We start from the raw sequence: 13570 nt of genomic DNA on the forward strand, positions 1-13570 counted from the left end.
GTCTCCGGCTGTTGCCGCTCCATAGTTTCCGGCTGTTGCCGCTCCATAGTCTCCGGCTGTTGCCGCTCCATAGTTTCCGGCTGTTGCCGCTCCACTGTCTCCGGCTGTTGCCGCTCCACTGTCTCCGGCTGTTGCCGCTCCTCTGTATCCGGCTGTTGCCGCTCCTCTGTATCCGGCTGTTGCCGCTCCACTGTCTCCGGCTGTCTGTTCGCGCGTTGTTTGCTCTTTTACATACTCAATTTGTGCTTTTACAATCCCTGTGATTCCAATTTCCGCACCGATTTTGATACGCTTTCCCACTCGCTTGCTGTCGTCACTTTTTTGTTCGTTTGCGTCAAGTTCTACATCACAGTATCTTGATGTCGCCGGAGGATAATATGTGAAAACATCTAGTGGCCGTTCGCACGCATGATATCCTGTATTACAAATATCTGCGCTTTCCTCTTCGTATGTTTTTCCAATTTCATATTGGTGACCTCTGCACTTTAAATCTTTATCAAACCCTTTGTACGCTTTCATTTCTTCCTCGCTTTCTTCACTATCTTTTCAATATCCTCAAAATTCACGGTGATAGATATCCCATCGGATTCCAAAGATAAGGTCTCTCTCTTTTTCTCCTGTGTAAATCTGCAAATTATGTTCGTGTACTCCATTCCCTCTTCTGTGGTTAAGTACCCGCCTGTTATTCCTACTTCCGTCATGCCTTGCCTCCTTTAATCAACTTCCGAGTCGACTTCGTCCAGCTAATGGATTTAGACTCTCTAGCTTTGCTTATCTTCTCGTTGTATGCCTTTTTCGCCTTGTCAAAGGCTATGTAATCTTCACATGTGCTGTGACAGCCAAGTTTGCGATTATCGCAGTCTTTGCATGGACTTTCTGGTTTCATGTTCACCACACCCTTTCCAATCCCAATGAGCGGATATCAGCGTAGATTTCAAGCACTTCATCACAAATTGGTTTATCCAGTTCTTTCGCCGCTTCCGGGACTTTGTCAAGATTCTTTTTCCTGCTAAATCTTTTTGGCTTCCAAATCATTTTCTGCCTCCCATTCCCGATACAACTCTATCCAGTCTTTAAGCCGCATTGTTACAAGCGTCTCACAGTAGTTCTTCCGGTGAAACACCGCTGGGAGTTCTCCCGCCCGGCAATCTCTCATCGCCTGCGCCATTGCGTCATAGATGTTCAGTCGCTCAACGTGTTTCGCTTCGATGTGGATTCCGGGAAGACCTACCACATCAGCGTCACCGTTTGCTCCACAAAATTGCTGGCCTCTCCGACAGTCGTATCCGTAGCCTCTAAGTACTTTGGCAAGTTCTCGCTCAAATCTGGCTCCTTTATTCCTGCTGTTCATTTTTTATCACCTCTCCCCATATCTAAGCATATCTGTGCATCTTCTTTAGGTTTGATTACTTCCTGTGCTTTCTTGTAAATTTCTTTTGAAACCTCAAACCCATACGCCTTTCTTCCCAGTTCTGCCGCCGCCCTCAGCGTTGTACCGCTTCCTGCGCATGGGTCAATGACCACATCGCCTTCATCTGTGTAGATTTCTATAAGCCGCTTTAACAGTTTTACAGGCTTTTGCGCCGGATGTACTTTTGGAATCTCTTTGCCGTCTTTTTCCCAAGGAAACCAATTGAATATCATTTTTCCGCTCCCTCGGATGTTCTTTCCTTGGTCGTCTGTCTTTACACCGTTTCTAAACTTCGGCAGCTTATCCCGATAAAGCACCAATGCATATTCTGTCGCCCCGCAGATTCTCATATTTGCCTTTAACACCTGCGGACTGTAATTCTTGATAAATACAAGGGGTGTGTAGTGCTTAAACCCATGCTTTTCAGCATATGCAATCACCGTCGGCATCTGTTCAAAGCTGCAAAATACAATCATACAGGGCGCATCTGAACTTTTCCCCCTTCCAGAGCTTTTCTTCGGCTCTTTTTTTAGTAGCCGATTGCAAAAATGGAAATACTCCGCAATGTTGAAATTGAAGTCTGTGTTAAATGCCGCCTTTCCTGCCAGCTTGCTTTCTCCGTTCTTGTTGTCCCCTTTGTTGTACCACATCGGATTACTCCCATAAAAGTTTGTGCCGATGTTGTAGGGAATATCTGCGATGACAAGCTGTGCTTTCGGAATGGCGTACCGCTTATAGTTTTGAAAATTGTCGTTGTATAATTCAATTTTGATGTTCAAGTTTATCACCTACCATCGTTTTCAGCTCCTTCGTGTATTTTTTAGGAAGTCTTCGTATGTTCTGTACAATGACCGGCTTCACCTGTCCTTTTGCGTGAACATATACGATGTCTCCCCGTTTAGGGATTTTTTTATCCTCTGGCACTCGCCAACTGTGCTCTACGCCTCCCACATCATGGACTGCATCAATTACCCAGACTGGTTTTTCTTCCTTCACGCGGTTCATCTGCCGTTCAAGTTTGAGATTGTATTTTCTCTCAAAATATTCAGGGGATACGTAAAACAATTCCCGGAACTGGTCTATCATAATCTGCACGTCAACAAGTTCGTCAATGAGATTCAGCTTTGCGTTATATTTTTCAAGTCTCTCTTCTGCCCGTCCAAACTTACTCACCGCCTGCATCAGTTCCCCCATCTCTTCCATCAGCTGCATCTTCTGCTTACCATAGCCGTAGTGGTCTGCAATCTGTTTAATTCTTTCGTCCATGTTAAAATCCTCCAATCTGTTTTACGTCTCTGTTTTCAATCATCATTCTGACGCTCTCAGGCAGCGCATCGCAGGCTTTTTTCCTTTCCACGATTACCGGTATGGTCTTTAAAAACTGCCCTCGCGTCACGCTGTTAAATGTCACAGCGTCCATCTGGGATAATTCCTTTATTTGTGCCACGTCCCCGCACCATGCCTTTATAGGCTCAGGCAGCGCGTCAAACTCTTCCTGCGTTACCCTGCTTCCGTGCTTGCATGTTTTCGCCAGCACATTCCAAAGTTCGATTGCGTCCTCAGCGGGATTCGGCAAAAGCAGGTTGATTTGCTTTTGCAATCCTGCAATGCTTGGCGGGTACTCATTGTCTTTTATGTACGCCTTTAATGCCACAACGACCACTTCCACCGGATATTCAGAAAACATGCTCTCGTACAGGTCTATCTGGTCTATCTTGTCCGCTTTGCTCATATCAGCGAAGTATCTCGGATAAGCCGTAGACAAGATTTTGAGCACCTTCTTTGTTTCTTCTCTGTCCATTGTTCCTCCTACAAGTCCATAAAGTCCGCTTTGCGGTCAGACTCTTGTTTTCGCCTGCTGCGCTCCCACGTTCTCACAGCCGCTTTCCAGTCTTTCATTTTGTTTTTCCCCACATACCAGCCTTTGGACTGGTAGAAATCTACAAAGGCTTCCGCATCTATGCCGTTATTCCTTTCGAGGCAGAAATCTCTCACTTCCTCAACGGTAGGCGGTACAACCCTTTTCCCCTCTGGGGGGATTATAGGGGGGTTATTAATATTCTTTACTTTCTTTTCCTTCTTACTTTCTTTTCTTTCTTTAGATGTGGTCGGTTGCTGGTCGGTTGCTGGTCGTTTGTTGGTCGGTTGCTGGTCACGTTGCTGGTCGTTCTGCTGGTCATTGTCGTTGTTGATAAGTTGATACTTTGCCCAATTTTCAATTGTTACAATTGAAAATTTGTTGGTCACTTCAATGGTCACTTCGTTGGTCGATTTTAAGTGTTCTAACGCTGTTCTGACCTGACGCTCAGATAACCCCAAATCTTGAGCAAGTTTTTTTCGTCCAACAACAACCTGTCCCGGCTTTATCTTTATTCCCTTCCACTCTGTCTCCTGATAATTTGCAGTCAGGAGCAAATGCAGAAAGACAACCTTTGTTGATGCGTCCGTATACCAACCCCACTCAGTCATTTTTCGGTGCAGCTTGATAAAGCCATTCACACTCATGGTTTATCACCCCACATTGATTTCAAGCGTGCCAACTCGTCCGGCGGCAGAGTTTCTATGCCTTGTTCCTTACACTCGGTAACAACAGAGTCTATCAGCCTTGCCATTTCCTTTGTGTTGTATGTACTGCTGCCGTAATAGCATTTAACATTGTGATAACCGGACGTATTTCTACACTCTCCCAAGTCGTCACATACCCAGCCAATACCTTTACTGCCCCATATCGCTATCCAGCGTGCCATTGCATCCGTTCTAATAGGGATAATCTCGAACACTCCATTGTCCTTTAATTGCTCCCTATAAATTTCAATGTCTGGTTTTTTAAGCTTCTCTCCCAATTTTCCTATCAGTACCCATAAATAGGCGTTTGCATCAAGCGACCTTCTGCGCCTTTTCGGCTTGATAGAAATATCATAATCTTTCTTTGGGTCAATGGAGTTAATGTCCTGCAAAAGACGCTCTATCGCTTTGTTTTGTCCTCTCTCGCACGGGATAACAATGTTGGTGTGATACGGCAAGGCTTCCATTCTCACATCTTTAATCAGCTTCAATGTAGTTCCTCCCAAATATCTTCCTGAATTCTTCCCGGCTGTGCGTTTCTTCAAATACTATCTGCCCATGTCTACGCAATGAGCGCATAAGTTCTGCATTGTGATGCACGCCATGCGGCGGCTCGTTATGGCAGTTATGGCAAAGTCTCACCATCAGCCCGTACTTCTCGGAATTCTTCTTGTTGGCTGCTCCGAAAATGTGGTGCCATTCTAGCATTCTTGGACTGCCGCAAAAGAAGCAGCAATCTGTATCACTTTGCAGTTTGCTCATGTATCTATTGTATCTGCTCATATTTTGGCATTCTCCCTTCTTCAAGGCACTTACCAAGATACTTCAATCTCGGCAAGTACCTATCTTGTATAAAAGACTCGTCATAGGGAATCGGAATATGTGATAGCCTGTTGAGGTCAATTGGGTTAAAGTAATTCAAGTAGTCCTCTGGCGTAAGCTTATATGCGACAATTTCAAGCTTCGGAATGAATCCAAATTCATATTCAAAAGCAAACATTTCAACTTGCGATTGTCTGCGATATCCAGCAGTAACTTTAAATTCCTCATGCTTATAAGTCTTAACTTCATGTATCTTTTGGGGTGTGTTCCCATCAAGATTCACTCGTAAATGCAGTTCCGGTATTAAAATCTGCTTGTCCATTTCCACGCCAGGAATCGTTTCAAGTATCCTATGCTCGTAAGCATTCCCTACCTTCATTGCTTTAGTCTGTAATGTAGATTCCGCAAGTCCTAGCTTGACAAGCCACCATTTCTTGAAACTGGCTGTTTCCCAATTTCCCACAACCATGCTGGTATCCGATGCTCCGAACCACCCCGACCGGTCTTTATTCGCAATCATATCTTGTTCAGCAATTCTTCAAAGCTGTAAATTTTGTTGCAATACCTTACTATTTCGCGTACATCTTCACCCTCCTGAAGACCTGTTGCCTTTGCGATAACATCAAGAGATTTACCCTCATCAAGTTTCTTTGTTATCGTCTGATTGAGTCTTTCCCGGATTTTGAGTATACTGTGAGAATATAGGTTTTCTTCATTCTCTGTTTTTGTCGTTTCATCATTTGAAATCCAAAGTCCAAAGCCAAGACCCGTACGAATTGCAACGCCTTTTACAAATGCCCTTGCCTGCGCATTAGACAGTCTAAGCTGATTTACCGTGTCTTCTCTGACAACGTACATACCGTTAAGCAATGGATAGTTTTGAATGAATTCAAGGTCGTCAATCACAATCTTTACTCTGACCTCAAAACATCTGTTATGGTTTCCCTTGCTGTCAGTAAACGGAATATCAGTCATGAACAGAGTTGAACCATTGTCATTCACTAATGGTTCAAAGTAGACAACCTCTGCGCCATTCTCATGAAGCAGGTCTTTGCACTTTGCCCAATTCAGATATGGAACTTTAACCGTTTTCCCTCTTTCGTTTTTTGTTTCTCGTTCTTCACAGTATGGAAGAACATCTATTTTTCTTAATTCGTTGTATGGCTTTAACATTATTTGTCCTCCGAATTCATTTCTTCCACGATTACTTCAACTTTCTGTTCTTCATTATTTTTTGTGCAAGGTATGCCGTGCATTATTGCCGTCTCGACAAACACAAGTGCGTTTGCCATATCATCAAATCTAAACTCAATATCGTCATACCCTTGCTTTAAAGTGATTTTATACATTTCTCAATCCTCCATATTCAAATATTCCGCAACGCCGTCCAGCACCTCGTCAAACGGCAAATCCATCTGCATTGACAACTCGTTTAGAGTCTCATGTATTTCTGCGTAGCAATGGATGCAAAGTGATTTTTCCGGCGCTACATGCTCACCGCACATGATGCAATGTCCAGCCTGCAAGTACACCTCTTCGCCGCAATCTGGGCAGTGGTAAGTGACTATCTTCTCATACCCGCCCGCATCAGGATTCGGGATATCGTATGTAACCCTCTCTTGCGGCGCTGCAACCGATTTCTTACAGCATTTACACCAAAGCATTACATCACCTCTTCCAATGTCACCTGCCCATCAATTTGGGCGTCCATTGCATTTGCCGTCCTTAGCATGTCATACGCCCGGCTGCGGAGTTCCCTTGCCATTACCTTGGCTTCTTTCTTCGTGCCAAGCCTGTATCCACGACCGCTTGACTCTGATATGATAGAGTGTCCTTCTCGCCGCAGCTGCCGGACAGCCTCTCTAAACGTTCTCTCACTGATTCCGATAGCCGCCGCCAGCGTGTATCTGTCCTGCGGCTTGTTGGTTAGCATTGACAACACCATCATTTTTGTGGTATCATCAGGTTGATTCTCAATGTTTGCGCCTTCGGGCGCTTTTTCTTTACCCTTCATTTTCAGTCACCGCTTCCTCCGCTTCTTTTTCTGCCTTAAGAATTGATTTTTCCGTTAAATACGAGAGTTCTCGTTTTGCGTTATCAGCATCAATTTCCTTTTTCAACAAGCCGTATACAGCTGAAATAGTTTCTCCTAATTCACATATAATGTCCGAAGCAGTTCCTTCGATTGTGATGTGAATGTCTGTTTTAGTTGATGTTGCTTTAATCATTGGTTTTTCTCCTTTCAAAACGCCATTAAGGCGCATAATCCGGCATAAATACCGATTGTTCCAAGTAAAAATGCTGCAAGGACTAGGGCTACGTGCAGGTTGCTTTTGTAGTACCGCCCTCCTGGTTTAAATGCTTTCATACCGTGCACCTTTCTTTCAGTCTTGCTGCCACATCTGGGATAAAGTAATATTTGCCGTTTATCCGTTCCAGACCTCGCAAATACTTATTAACATGATTGCAGTCCTTTATCCCCATATAGTCAGCTAACTTTCTTCTTGTAACGAAGCTACTATTACAATAGCTTTTCATGTCTCTGATTAACGACTGTTTGTCCATTTTCTTTACTCCTCCAAAAAGTATTCGATTGGTACGCCGAAGTAGTCGGCTAGGATTTTTATTTTGTCAATCTTTGGCACATATTTCCCGGATTTCCATTCATACAATGTTGAATCTGGTATGCCAGTTTCTTTTGCCACCCTATAAATTGTGGTTTGTCTTTCTTCAAGTAGTTTCTCAAGCTTCTTAAACAACTTTTTTCACCTTCTTTCTCACTCAATCTAAAATAAAAGGTTGATTCTAACTCGGAAATGCGATATAATCCTACTACCACATAAAATTTCGAGACGCATTTTCGACATATCTCTTATTTTCGAGTTCGTACATTAAGTATAACTCGTATTTTCGAGTATGTCAAGCGTTTTGTTTCGATTTTTCGAGTTGAAAGGATGGATGCAATATGAATGATGTACTACAAAGAATATTTGACGAATTAGAAAAGCAAGGGAAAGACCCGACTAATATGTGTAAAGAACTCGGAATTGCGAGCAGCACATTTTTCACATGGAAAACTAAAGATAAAATACCTGCTACTAAAGCATTGCAAAAAATATCAAAGTATCTTGGTGTTAGTATAGATTATCTCATTAATGGGACATTTGATAATAGCTCATCTTTAGAATTAACATCTAAAGATGAAAAGGACATTGCTAAACGCCTCGAACAAACTTTAGAAGATTTAGAGCATGGACAAGATGGATTGATGTTCTCAGGGGAACCTTTAGATGAAGAGACGAAGGAATTATTAAAAGTCAGCTTAGAGAACAGTATCCGAATTGCTAAAATCAATGCGAAAGAAAAGTTTACCCCGAACAAATACAGAAAATAGGCATAAAGGACGTGGGATTTTGAACATTAAGAAAAGCGTAGATTATTACGTAAGAAAAGTTGGTTCGCGCAATCCATTTGAAATTGCAGACGCACTCAACATCACCATTATATATGAGAATTTGGGAAACATTAATGGCTATTACAACAAGCAGTTACGCATGAAGCAAATCCATATAAATCATAATCTTGAAGAAAATGAGAAACGATTCACCGCTGCACATGAATTAGGACATGCTATATTGCACCCTAATACAAACACGCCATTCCTTCGGAGTTGCACTTACTTTTCAATTGATAAATTAGAAAACGAAGCGAACAAATTCGCAATCGAACTGCTTGTGCCTGATGACGATTTTGAAGAGTACACTAAATACTTTACGTTAGAACAAATCGCAAGAATTTATGGATATTATACTGAACTATTGGAGTTAAAGTTAAAATAAACAAAACGGAATGTACTGAACATGGATGAAAATAATAAACGAAACAGAATGAAAAAAATACTCACAGCACTTTTATCATTATCTTTAATTGGAAATATTGCCCTCGGCATAAATTATACTGATTCCCAAAAAAGAATTTCAGAATTGCAAGAACTGAATACCCAACGATACCATGAAGGACATGATTCCGGTTACAGCAAGGGATATAACGAAGGATATGATGAGGGTTGGTCTGATGGAGCACATAAACAACGACAACAAGACCAAGAATGGGTTGATGCCAATTTCGGCACATCAGGGGATTACGCTGAAACTACTGTCTATGTAACCAATACGGGAACAAAATACCACAGATATGGCTGTCAATATTTGCGTCAAAGTTGTATTGAAAAAACTCTTTCAGAAGCTCAAGCAGAAGGCTATGGCGCTTGCTCGGTATGCTGGTAATGTGAGGTGACATTATGAAAAATTGCAAGATAAATGTATTATTAGCTATTGTACTTTCGATTTTCATGTTATTTCTGTTGGTTTCTTGTGACAAAACCGAATATCCAGCAACAGTTGAAATGACTTGTACTGAATGCCTTAATACTTACTATATTTCTCAAGAAGACTACGATAATTTTAATGACAACTTTTTATGCAAAGAATGTACTTATATCAAGGGGCACAATGATTTGGTTGAAGAACTAGAGCCAGTTATTGCTGGTGCGGAAGACGGAAAATGCATCTCTCTTGATGCTATCTCATGCGTTTTATTTAAAATGTATGATGATACCACTGCTGATAATATAATTGACAAAATGGTGGAAGCTGATGGAGGCACAGTCAAAGTATTTGATTTTGATTACATTGACGAAGTCCCAGAAGATTGGGATAAATAATCAGCAAAACAGCCCCAGTTGGCGCTGGGGTATTTTTGCACCCAAAATGGAGGTTTATATGGCTAAAAAGTATAAAATCAATAGAACCTTTACTTATGAAGGAAAGCGATATTATATACACGCTGATACAGAAGCACAGTACGGCGAAAAGAAGGCTATGCTACTTCGAGATTTAAAAGAAGGCAAAATTGCTGTAAACGGTAACATGCTTGTAAAACACTGGGCGCAGCAATGTATTGATACATATAAAACAGGGCAAAAGGATATCACACGGAAAAAATATATACAGCGAGTAAATCACTGTATTTTAGAACATATCGGAGATATGCGGCTGAAAGATGTAAAGCCTGTTCACTGCCAGCAAGTGTTAAACCGGCAGAAAGGCAATTCAAAATTCCAGATTAATGAGGTGCACAATGCCCTTAATTTTATTTTCGGGAAAGCCGTCACAAATAAGCTGATCGTCTCAAATCCTGCCCAGGACTTAGTGAAACCACAAGGAACAAAAAAATCTTGGCGTGCCATCACTGAATATGAAAGAGAACACATCGTCAAAGTAGGACAAACAGACCGGCGCTATTACTTATACTTGTTAATGCTGTATTGCGGTTGCCGACCACCGGAAGCCGCAAGCGCAACAGGAAACGACATCAAACAGGTTGATGGGTATAATATGCTCCACATCAGAGGCACCAAAACAGCTAAATCAGACAGGCTTGTGCCAATCCCTGACGAATTATACGAAATCATAAAAAACACGCCCAAAAACGAATTTATAGCCTGTAGAGAAAATGGGAATCCAATAACTGATGATAACCGCAGTAAACTTTGGGAAAGCTTCGCAAGAGCCTTGAATATCTCTATGGGGTGCAAGATGTATCGGAACCAACTACTTCCCCCATTCCCTCTTGCAGACGACCTTGTACCGTATTGTCTAAGGCACACTTACTGCACTGACCTTGCCCGCAAAGGAATTGATATCCGTATTGCACAAAAATTAATGGGACATGCTGATATCAAAATGACAGCAAACATATATACGAACTTCGACCAAAGCGATATCGTTGCAGCGGCAAAGTTGCTTCAATAGGGTGCACGCAGGGTGCAACACCCAAACGCTTTTTTTTGCATATAAATGCTACTATACAAAACTATGCAGATATAAAATAAATACCGCTCAAATGCTTGAAATTAAGCAATTTTGAGCGGTTTTTAATTGGTGCGCCATGAGGGACTCGAACCCCCAACCTTCGCATTCGTAGTGCGCTACTCTATCCAATTGAGCTAATAGCGCACGAACAACTTGTTCGTACCTACTTATTATAGTTCAATTCATCGAATTTGTAAAGAAGTTTTTTTGTTTCAATTATGATTTACCTATGTTAAAATAAATCCCTACACTATACCACCAGACTTTTTTTCTGTGATATAGTGGTTGAGAGAGAACGGAGGTGAGAAACTGTGACCACATACAAAACTGCGGAAGTTGCCGCAATCATCGGAATACATCCAAATACAGTACGATTATACGAAAAACTGAAGCTGATACCTAAGCCAGAACGGCTGCCAAATGGGTATCGCATATTTACAGAATTTCATATAAAGCAATGCAAACTGATACGCCTTGCATTTCAAGTAGAGGTATTGCAGAACGGGTTAAGAAAAAACATTGCACAAATGCTTACTATATCAGCAGCAGGAGATTTTGATACAGCTATTACGCTTACGAAAAACTACTTAGGACAAATCGGGAGAGAACGCCGGAACGCGGAAGAAGCCATTGAAATTGTAAAGCAGATTTTATCCGGAAATATTGAGAAAAATTCGCAGTATCAGAAGCGAAAAGAGGTATCAGAACTGCTTGATATTTCTATGGACACACTCCGAAACTGGGAAATGAACGGCTTACTTACAGTAAGAAGAAAAGATAACGGGTATCGAATCTATACCGATAAGGATATACAGCGGCTAAAGATCATTCGCACATTAAGATGTGCAAATTACTCCTTAGAAGCAATCCTACGTTTGTTGCAGCAGCTATCCCAAAATCCAGATGCTGATATTCGAGCCACCTTGAATACACCGAAACAGACTGATGATATTATTTCTGTCTGCGACAGACTAATTGTCTCACTGTCAGTAGCAGAAAAAAATGCTATTGCGATTTTGGATATGCTGTACGATATGAAAATTGAATTTTCATAAACCCTACACTTTACCACCAATGTTTTCATTGGTGGTATTCTTATTTCACAAGAAACAAAAGGAGGTCTTATTATGCAGACTGTAATCAATGTAGAGCGATTATCAAAATCCTACGGCAACCTGCTTGCAGTAGACAAAATCAGTTTGTCCGTAAAGCGTGGAACCGTTTACGGACTTCTTGGCGCAAACGGTGCAGGAAAAAGCACAACAATCGAATGTATCTTAGGTACAAAAAATGCCGACAGCGGAACAATATCAGTCTTGGGGTATAACCCTAAAATGGACAGGCATCGCCTATTTCAAAATGTAGGCGTTCAGTTTCAAGAGGGCGATTATCAGCCGGAAATAAAAGTCTCAGAGCTATGTGAAGAAACTGCTTGTCTTTATGACGCTCCTGCCGACTGGAAAAAGCTTTGTGAACAATTTGGAATAGCAGGTAAAATTGGAAATATGTTAAAGAGCTTGTCCGGCGGGGAGCGTCAGCGCTTATTCATCGTACTCGCCTTAATCCCAAACCCGGAACTGGTATTTCTTGATGAATTGACTACAGGGCTTGACGCAAAAGCCCGGCGTGATGTCTGGAAAATATTATCTGAATTAAAAAGCAAGGGGTTGACTATCTTTTTAACTTCCCATTTCATGAACGAAGTGGAAGCCCTATGTGATGAAATTTGTATTTTGAGAAACGGGAAAATCATATTTTTCGGAACCGTTGAGCAGGCAAAAAAAGCCAGTAAATGCGAGAACTTTGAAGACGCTTATCTTAGGCTTTCCGGTGAGGAGGTAGAAAAAGAATGAAATCATTTGGAACACTTTTAAAAATTGAATTGAAACTAAACATCAGAAACATGAATATGGTTATTTTCGCTGTTATTGTGCCACTGATTGTCTTAGGTTTGCTTGGCCTCATTTACGGAACAAAACCCGCCGCAGACGGAGCGCCATACACTTTTATGGAACAGTCTTTCAGCGCACTATGCTGTATCTCCATTTGTGCGGGTGGGCTAATGGGTCTGCCCCTTGTCGTATCAGAATATCGGGAACGAAAAATCTTGAAGCGTTTTCAAGTCACCCCTATCAGCCCAGCAAAATTACTTTTGGTAGTATTTTTGATTTATATTATCTATTGCATCGTTTCAATGCTCACCCTGTTCCTTGCCGCCATGCTGTTTTGGAAAATAAGAATACATGGTTCCTTCCTGTTATTCTTGGGAAGCTGGCTTTTGACTATGGTATCGACTTTGAGCATCGGATTGTTAGTTGGTGGAATTGCCAAAAACATGAAAAGCGCAAGCGTAATTGCCTGTATCTTATATTTTCCCATGCTGATTTTTTCGGGTACAACGCTTCCCTTCGAGGTTATGCCCATTACCATGCAAAAAATTATCAGTATCTTTCCATTGACACAGGGTATTCAGCTAATGAAAAACGCATTTCTTGGGTCGCCGATTGAAAATGCTATATTCCCGGTTGTTATTATGAGTATTACCGCATTAATCTGTTTTGCTATTTCCATAAAATATTTTAAATGGGAATAAACATCTTCTTTGGCTTTACTTCAGTGCATTTGAGCTGTCCGTTTTGTACGCTACGCTAAAAAAGAAGAGACAGCCATACGACTGTCTTTTCTTTTTTAACCGGCAACGCTCGCTTCGCTCACTCCTCCGTTCGGAAACCTATCATCGGTTTCCTCTCTTCGCTGTCCCGTTTCAGACGTGTCCTTCGGACACTAAAAAAGCAAGCTACTTCGTAACTTGCTTTTTACTGAAACCGGCAACGACCTACTTTCCCAGGCAGCTTCCCACCAAGTATCATCGGCGCTTGAGAGCTTAACTTCTGTGTTC

26 protein-coding genes, 1 tRNA gene, 1 rRNA gene and 1 pseudogene are annotated in these 13570 nt (G+C 41.7%); 8 read left to right on the top strand and 21 right to left on the bottom strand.

Annotated elements, in window-relative coordinates; genetic code table 11:
- The 19 genes and pseudogenes from D1155_RS13850 to D1155_RS13935 all read right to left on the bottom strand — a co-directional run.
- Positions 1-519, bottom strand: a pseudogene (locus D1155_RS13850) (hypothetical protein); the annotation flags it as partial.
- Positions 516-701, bottom strand: coding sequence for a hypothetical protein (locus D1155_RS13855; protein ID WP_160203013.1), 186 nt, complete (start codon positions 699-701; stop codon positions 516-518). The pseudogene D1155_RS13850 and the gene D1155_RS13855, both read right to left, overlap by 4 nt.
- Positions 698-886, bottom strand: coding sequence for a hypothetical protein (locus D1155_RS13860; RefSeq protein ID WP_160203014.1), 189 nt, complete (start codon positions 884-886; stop codon positions 698-700). Before D1155_RS13860 ends, D1155_RS13855 begins: the two co-directional genes overlap by 4 nt.
- Positions 887-888: 2 nt before the next feature.
- Complete coding sequence (locus tag D1155_RS13865; protein WP_160203015.1) at positions 889-1035, bottom strand: hypothetical protein; 147 nt, start codon at positions 1033-1035, stop codon at positions 889-891.
- Complete coding sequence (locus D1155_RS13870; protein WP_160203016.1) at positions 1010-1351, bottom strand: hypothetical protein; 342 nt, start codon at positions 1349-1351, stop codon at positions 1010-1012. The genes D1155_RS13865 and D1155_RS13870 overlap by 26 nt, the downstream gene beginning before the upstream one ends.
- Entirely contained in the window at positions 1348-2190 is an 843-nt protein-coding gene (locus D1155_RS13875; protein ID WP_201759606.1) for a site-specific DNA-methyltransferase, read from the bottom strand. The genes D1155_RS13870 and D1155_RS13875 overlap by 4 nt, the downstream gene beginning before the upstream one ends.
- Positions 2174-2677, bottom strand: a complete 504-nt coding sequence (locus D1155_RS13880) for a DUF5839 family protein (protein ID WP_160203017.1) — start codon at positions 2675-2677, stop codon at positions 2174-2176. Before D1155_RS13880 ends, D1155_RS13875 begins: the two co-directional genes overlap by 17 nt.
- A 1-nt stretch (position 2678) precedes the next feature.
- Positions 2679-3212, bottom strand: coding sequence for a replicative helicase loader/inhibitor (locus D1155_RS13885; RefSeq protein WP_160203018.1), 534 nt, complete (start codon positions 3210-3212; stop codon positions 2679-2681).
- Positions 3213-3220: 8 nt separating this feature from the next.
- Positions 3221-3916, bottom strand: coding sequence for a hypothetical protein (locus D1155_RS15620; RefSeq protein WP_160203019.1), 696 nt, complete (start codon positions 3914-3916; stop codon positions 3221-3223).
- Positions 3913-4467, bottom strand: coding sequence for a hypothetical protein (locus tag D1155_RS13890; protein ID WP_160203020.1), 555 nt, complete (start codon positions 4465-4467; stop codon positions 3913-3915). Before D1155_RS13890 ends, D1155_RS15620 begins: the two co-directional genes overlap by 4 nt.
- Positions 4454-4759, bottom strand: a complete 306-nt coding sequence (locus D1155_RS13895; protein WP_160203021.1) for a hypothetical protein — start codon at positions 4757-4759, stop codon at positions 4454-4456. Before D1155_RS13895 ends, D1155_RS13890 begins: the two co-directional genes overlap by 14 nt.
- Positions 4743-5318 carry a hypothetical protein gene (locus D1155_RS13900; RefSeq protein ID WP_160203022.1) on the bottom strand — a complete coding sequence of 192 codons (576 nt, stop codon included), beginning with the start codon at positions 5316-5318 and terminating at the stop codon, positions 4743-4745. Before D1155_RS13900 ends, D1155_RS13895 begins: the two co-directional genes overlap by 17 nt.
- Entirely contained in the window at positions 5315-5971 is a 657-nt protein-coding gene (locus D1155_RS13905; RefSeq protein WP_160203023.1) for a DUF1071 domain-containing protein, read from the bottom strand. The genes D1155_RS13900 and D1155_RS13905 overlap by 4 nt, the downstream gene beginning before the upstream one ends.
- Positions 5971-6147 carry a hypothetical protein gene (locus D1155_RS13910; RefSeq protein ID WP_160203024.1) on the bottom strand — a complete coding sequence of 59 codons (177 nt, stop codon included), beginning with the start codon at positions 6145-6147 and terminating at the stop codon, positions 5971-5973. The genes D1155_RS13905 and D1155_RS13910 overlap by 1 nt, the downstream gene beginning before the upstream one ends.
- A gap of 3 nt (positions 6148-6150) precedes the next feature.
- On the bottom strand, positions 6151-6462 hold the full coding sequence (locus D1155_RS13915) for a hypothetical protein (RefSeq protein WP_160203025.1): 312 nt from the start codon (positions 6460-6462) through the stop codon (positions 6151-6153).
- The gene (locus D1155_RS13920) at positions 6462-6812 is read right to left on the bottom strand and encodes a hypothetical protein (protein WP_160203026.1); all 351 of its coding nucleotides are present in this window, start codon (positions 6810-6812) and stop codon (positions 6462-6464) included. Before D1155_RS13920 ends, D1155_RS13915 begins: the two co-directional genes overlap by 1 nt.
- The gene (locus tag D1155_RS13925) at positions 6802-7026 is read right to left on the bottom strand and encodes a hypothetical protein (RefSeq protein ID WP_160203027.1); all 225 of its coding nucleotides are present in this window, start codon (positions 7024-7026) and stop codon (positions 6802-6804) included. Before D1155_RS13925 ends, D1155_RS13920 begins: the two co-directional genes overlap by 11 nt.
- A 136-nt stretch (positions 7027-7162) precedes the next feature.
- The gene (locus D1155_RS13930; protein WP_160203028.1) at positions 7163-7363 is read right to left on the bottom strand and encodes a hypothetical protein; all 201 of its coding nucleotides are present in this window, start codon (positions 7361-7363) and stop codon (positions 7163-7165) included.
- A gap of 5 nt (positions 7364-7368) precedes the next feature.
- Positions 7369-7557 (bottom strand): helix-turn-helix transcriptional regulator, encoded by a 189-nt coding sequence (locus D1155_RS13935; RefSeq protein WP_160203029.1) that lies wholly within the window; start codon positions 7555-7557, stop codon positions 7369-7371.
- Between the two features lie 206 nt (positions 7558-7763).
- On the opposite strand from D1155_RS13935, the gene D1155_RS13940 reads away from it, so the two are divergent.
- The 5 genes from D1155_RS13940 to D1155_RS13960 are packed head-to-tail and all read left to right on the top strand — an operon-like array spanning position 7764 to position 10611.
- The gene (locus tag D1155_RS13940; RefSeq protein WP_160203030.1) at positions 7764-8192 is read left to right on the top strand and encodes a helix-turn-helix domain-containing protein; all 429 of its coding nucleotides are present in this window, start codon (positions 7764-7766) and stop codon (positions 8190-8192) included.
- 19 nt (positions 8193-8211) lie between these two features.
- Positions 8212-8637, top strand: coding sequence for an ImmA/IrrE family metallo-endopeptidase (locus D1155_RS13945; protein ID WP_243151109.1), 426 nt, complete (start codon positions 8212-8214; stop codon positions 8635-8637).
- A 21-nt stretch (positions 8638-8658) separates the two neighbouring features.
- The gene (locus D1155_RS13950; protein ID WP_160203032.1) at positions 8659-9084 is read left to right on the top strand and encodes a hypothetical protein; all 426 of its coding nucleotides are present in this window, start codon (positions 8659-8661) and stop codon (positions 9082-9084) included.
- A 14-nt stretch (positions 9085-9098) separates the two neighbouring features.
- Complete coding sequence (locus D1155_RS13955) at positions 9099-9521, top strand: hypothetical protein (protein WP_160203033.1); 423 nt, start codon at positions 9099-9101, stop codon at positions 9519-9521.
- Positions 9522-9579: 58 nt separating this feature from the next.
- A complete protein-coding gene (locus tag D1155_RS13960; protein ID WP_160203034.1) occupies positions 9580-10611 on the top strand; it encodes a tyrosine-type recombinase/integrase in 1032 nt (343 codons plus the stop codon).
- A 127-nt stretch (positions 10612-10738) separates the two neighbouring features.
- Here the strand turns inward: D1155_RS13960 and D1155_RS13965 are convergent.
- Positions 10739-10815, bottom strand: a tRNA-Arg gene (locus D1155_RS13965).
- A gap of 167 nt (positions 10816-10982) precedes the next feature.
- Here D1155_RS13965 and D1155_RS13970 point away from each other — a divergent pair.
- From D1155_RS13970 to D1155_RS13980, 3 genes are all read left to right on the top strand, one after another.
- The gene (locus tag D1155_RS13970; RefSeq protein ID WP_160203035.1) at positions 10983-11726 is read left to right on the top strand and encodes a MerR family transcriptional regulator; all 744 of its coding nucleotides are present in this window, start codon (positions 10983-10985) and stop codon (positions 11724-11726) included.
- Between the two features lie 72 nt (positions 11727-11798).
- On the top strand, positions 11799-12524 hold the full coding sequence (locus tag D1155_RS13975; RefSeq protein WP_160203036.1) for an ABC transporter ATP-binding protein: 726 nt from the start codon (positions 11799-11801) through the stop codon (positions 12522-12524).
- The gene (locus tag D1155_RS13980) at positions 12521-13264 is read left to right on the top strand and encodes an ABC transporter permease (protein WP_160203037.1); all 744 of its coding nucleotides are present in this window, start codon (positions 12521-12523) and stop codon (positions 13262-13264) included. Before D1155_RS13975 ends, D1155_RS13980 begins: the two co-directional genes overlap by 4 nt.
- Positions 13265-13494: 230 nt before the next feature.
- On the opposite strand, the gene rrf is transcribed toward D1155_RS13980, so the two are convergent.
- Positions 13495-13570: ribosomal RNA gene (rrf, locus tag D1155_RS13985) — 5S ribosomal RNA — on the bottom strand; the annotation flags it as partial.

The organism is Anaerotruncus sp. 80, from assembly GCF_009936115.1.
Taxonomy (GTDB): Bacteria; Bacillota; Clostridia; order Peptostreptococcales; family Anaerovoracaceae; genus Senimuribacter; species Senimuribacter intestinalis.

What these genes read in the sequence shown, in the direction of transcription:
- D1155_RS13885 (WP_160203018.1), bottom strand. Translation starts at nt 3,212, where the DNA reads ATGGACAGAGAAGAAACAAAGAAGGTGCTCAAAATCTTGTCTACGGCT.
- D1155_RS13900 (WP_160203022.1), bottom strand. Translation starts at nt 5,318, where the DNA reads ATGATTGCGAATAAAGACCGGTCGGGGTGGTTCGGAGCATCGGATACC.
- D1155_RS13910 (WP_160203024.1), bottom strand. Translation starts at nt 6,147, where the DNA reads ATGTATAAAATCACTTTAAAGCAAGGGTATGACGATATTGAGTTTAGA.
- D1155_RS13915 (WP_160203025.1), bottom strand. Translation starts at nt 6,462, where the DNA reads ATGCTTTGGTGTAAATGCTGTAAGAAATCGGTTGCAGCGCCGCAAGAG.
- D1155_RS13980 (WP_160203037.1), top strand. Translation starts at nt 12,521, where the DNA reads ATGAAATCATTTGGAACACTTTTAAAAATTGAATTGAAACTAAACATC.
- D1155_RS13860 (WP_160203014.1), bottom strand. Translation starts at nt 886, where the DNA reads ATGAAACCAGAAAGTCCATGCAAAGACTGCGATAATCGCAAACTTGGC.
- D1155_RS13905 (WP_160203023.1), bottom strand. Translation starts at nt 5,971, where the DNA reads ATGTTAAAGCCATACAACGAATTAAGAAAAATAGATGTTCTTCCATAC.
- D1155_RS13940 (WP_160203030.1), top strand. Translation starts at nt 7,764, where the DNA reads ATGAATGATGTACTACAAAGAATATTTGACGAATTAGAAAAGCAAGGG.
- D1155_RS13930 (WP_160203028.1), bottom strand. Translation starts at nt 7,363, where the DNA reads ATGGACAAACAGTCGTTAATCAGAGACATGAAAAGCTATTGTAATAGT.
- D1155_RS13865 (WP_160203015.1), bottom strand. Translation starts at nt 1,035, where the DNA reads ATGATTTGGAAGCCAAAAAGATTTAGCAGGAAAAAGAATCTTGACAAA.
- D1155_RS13895 (WP_160203021.1), bottom strand. Translation starts at nt 4,759, where the DNA reads ATGAGCAGATACAATAGATACATGAGCAAACTGCAAAGTGATACAGAT.
- D1155_RS13870 (WP_160203016.1), bottom strand. Translation starts at nt 1,351, where the DNA reads ATGAACAGCAGGAATAAAGGAGCCAGATTTGAGCGAGAACTTGCCAAA.
- D1155_RS13925 (WP_160203027.1), bottom strand. Translation starts at nt 7,026, where the DNA reads ATGATTAAAGCAACATCAACTAAAACAGACATTCACATCACAATCGAA.
- D1155_RS13975 (WP_160203036.1), top strand. Translation starts at nt 11,799, where the DNA reads ATGCAGACTGTAATCAATGTAGAGCGATTATCAAAATCCTACGGCAAC.
- D1155_RS13955 (WP_160203033.1), top strand. Translation starts at nt 9,099, where the DNA reads ATGAAAAATTGCAAGATAAATGTATTATTAGCTATTGTACTTTCGATT.
- D1155_RS13920 (WP_160203026.1), bottom strand. Translation starts at nt 6,812, where the DNA reads ATGAAGGGTAAAGAAAAAGCGCCCGAAGGCGCAAACATTGAGAATCAA.
- D1155_RS13855 (WP_160203013.1), bottom strand. Translation starts at nt 701, where the DNA reads ATGACGGAAGTAGGAATAACAGGCGGGTACTTAACCACAGAAGAGGGA.
- D1155_RS13960 (WP_160203034.1), top strand. Translation starts at nt 9,580, where the DNA reads ATGGCTAAAAAGTATAAAATCAATAGAACCTTTACTTATGAAGGAAAG.
- D1155_RS13880 (WP_160203017.1), bottom strand. Translation starts at nt 2,677, where the DNA reads ATGGACGAAAGAATTAAACAGATTGCAGACCACTACGGCTATGGTAAG.
- D1155_RS15620 (WP_160203019.1), bottom strand. Translation starts at nt 3,916, where the DNA reads ATGAGTGTGAATGGCTTTATCAAGCTGCACCGAAAAATGACTGAGTGG.
- D1155_RS13950 (WP_160203032.1), top strand. Translation starts at nt 8,659, where the DNA reads ATGGATGAAAATAATAAACGAAACAGAATGAAAAAAATACTCACAGCA.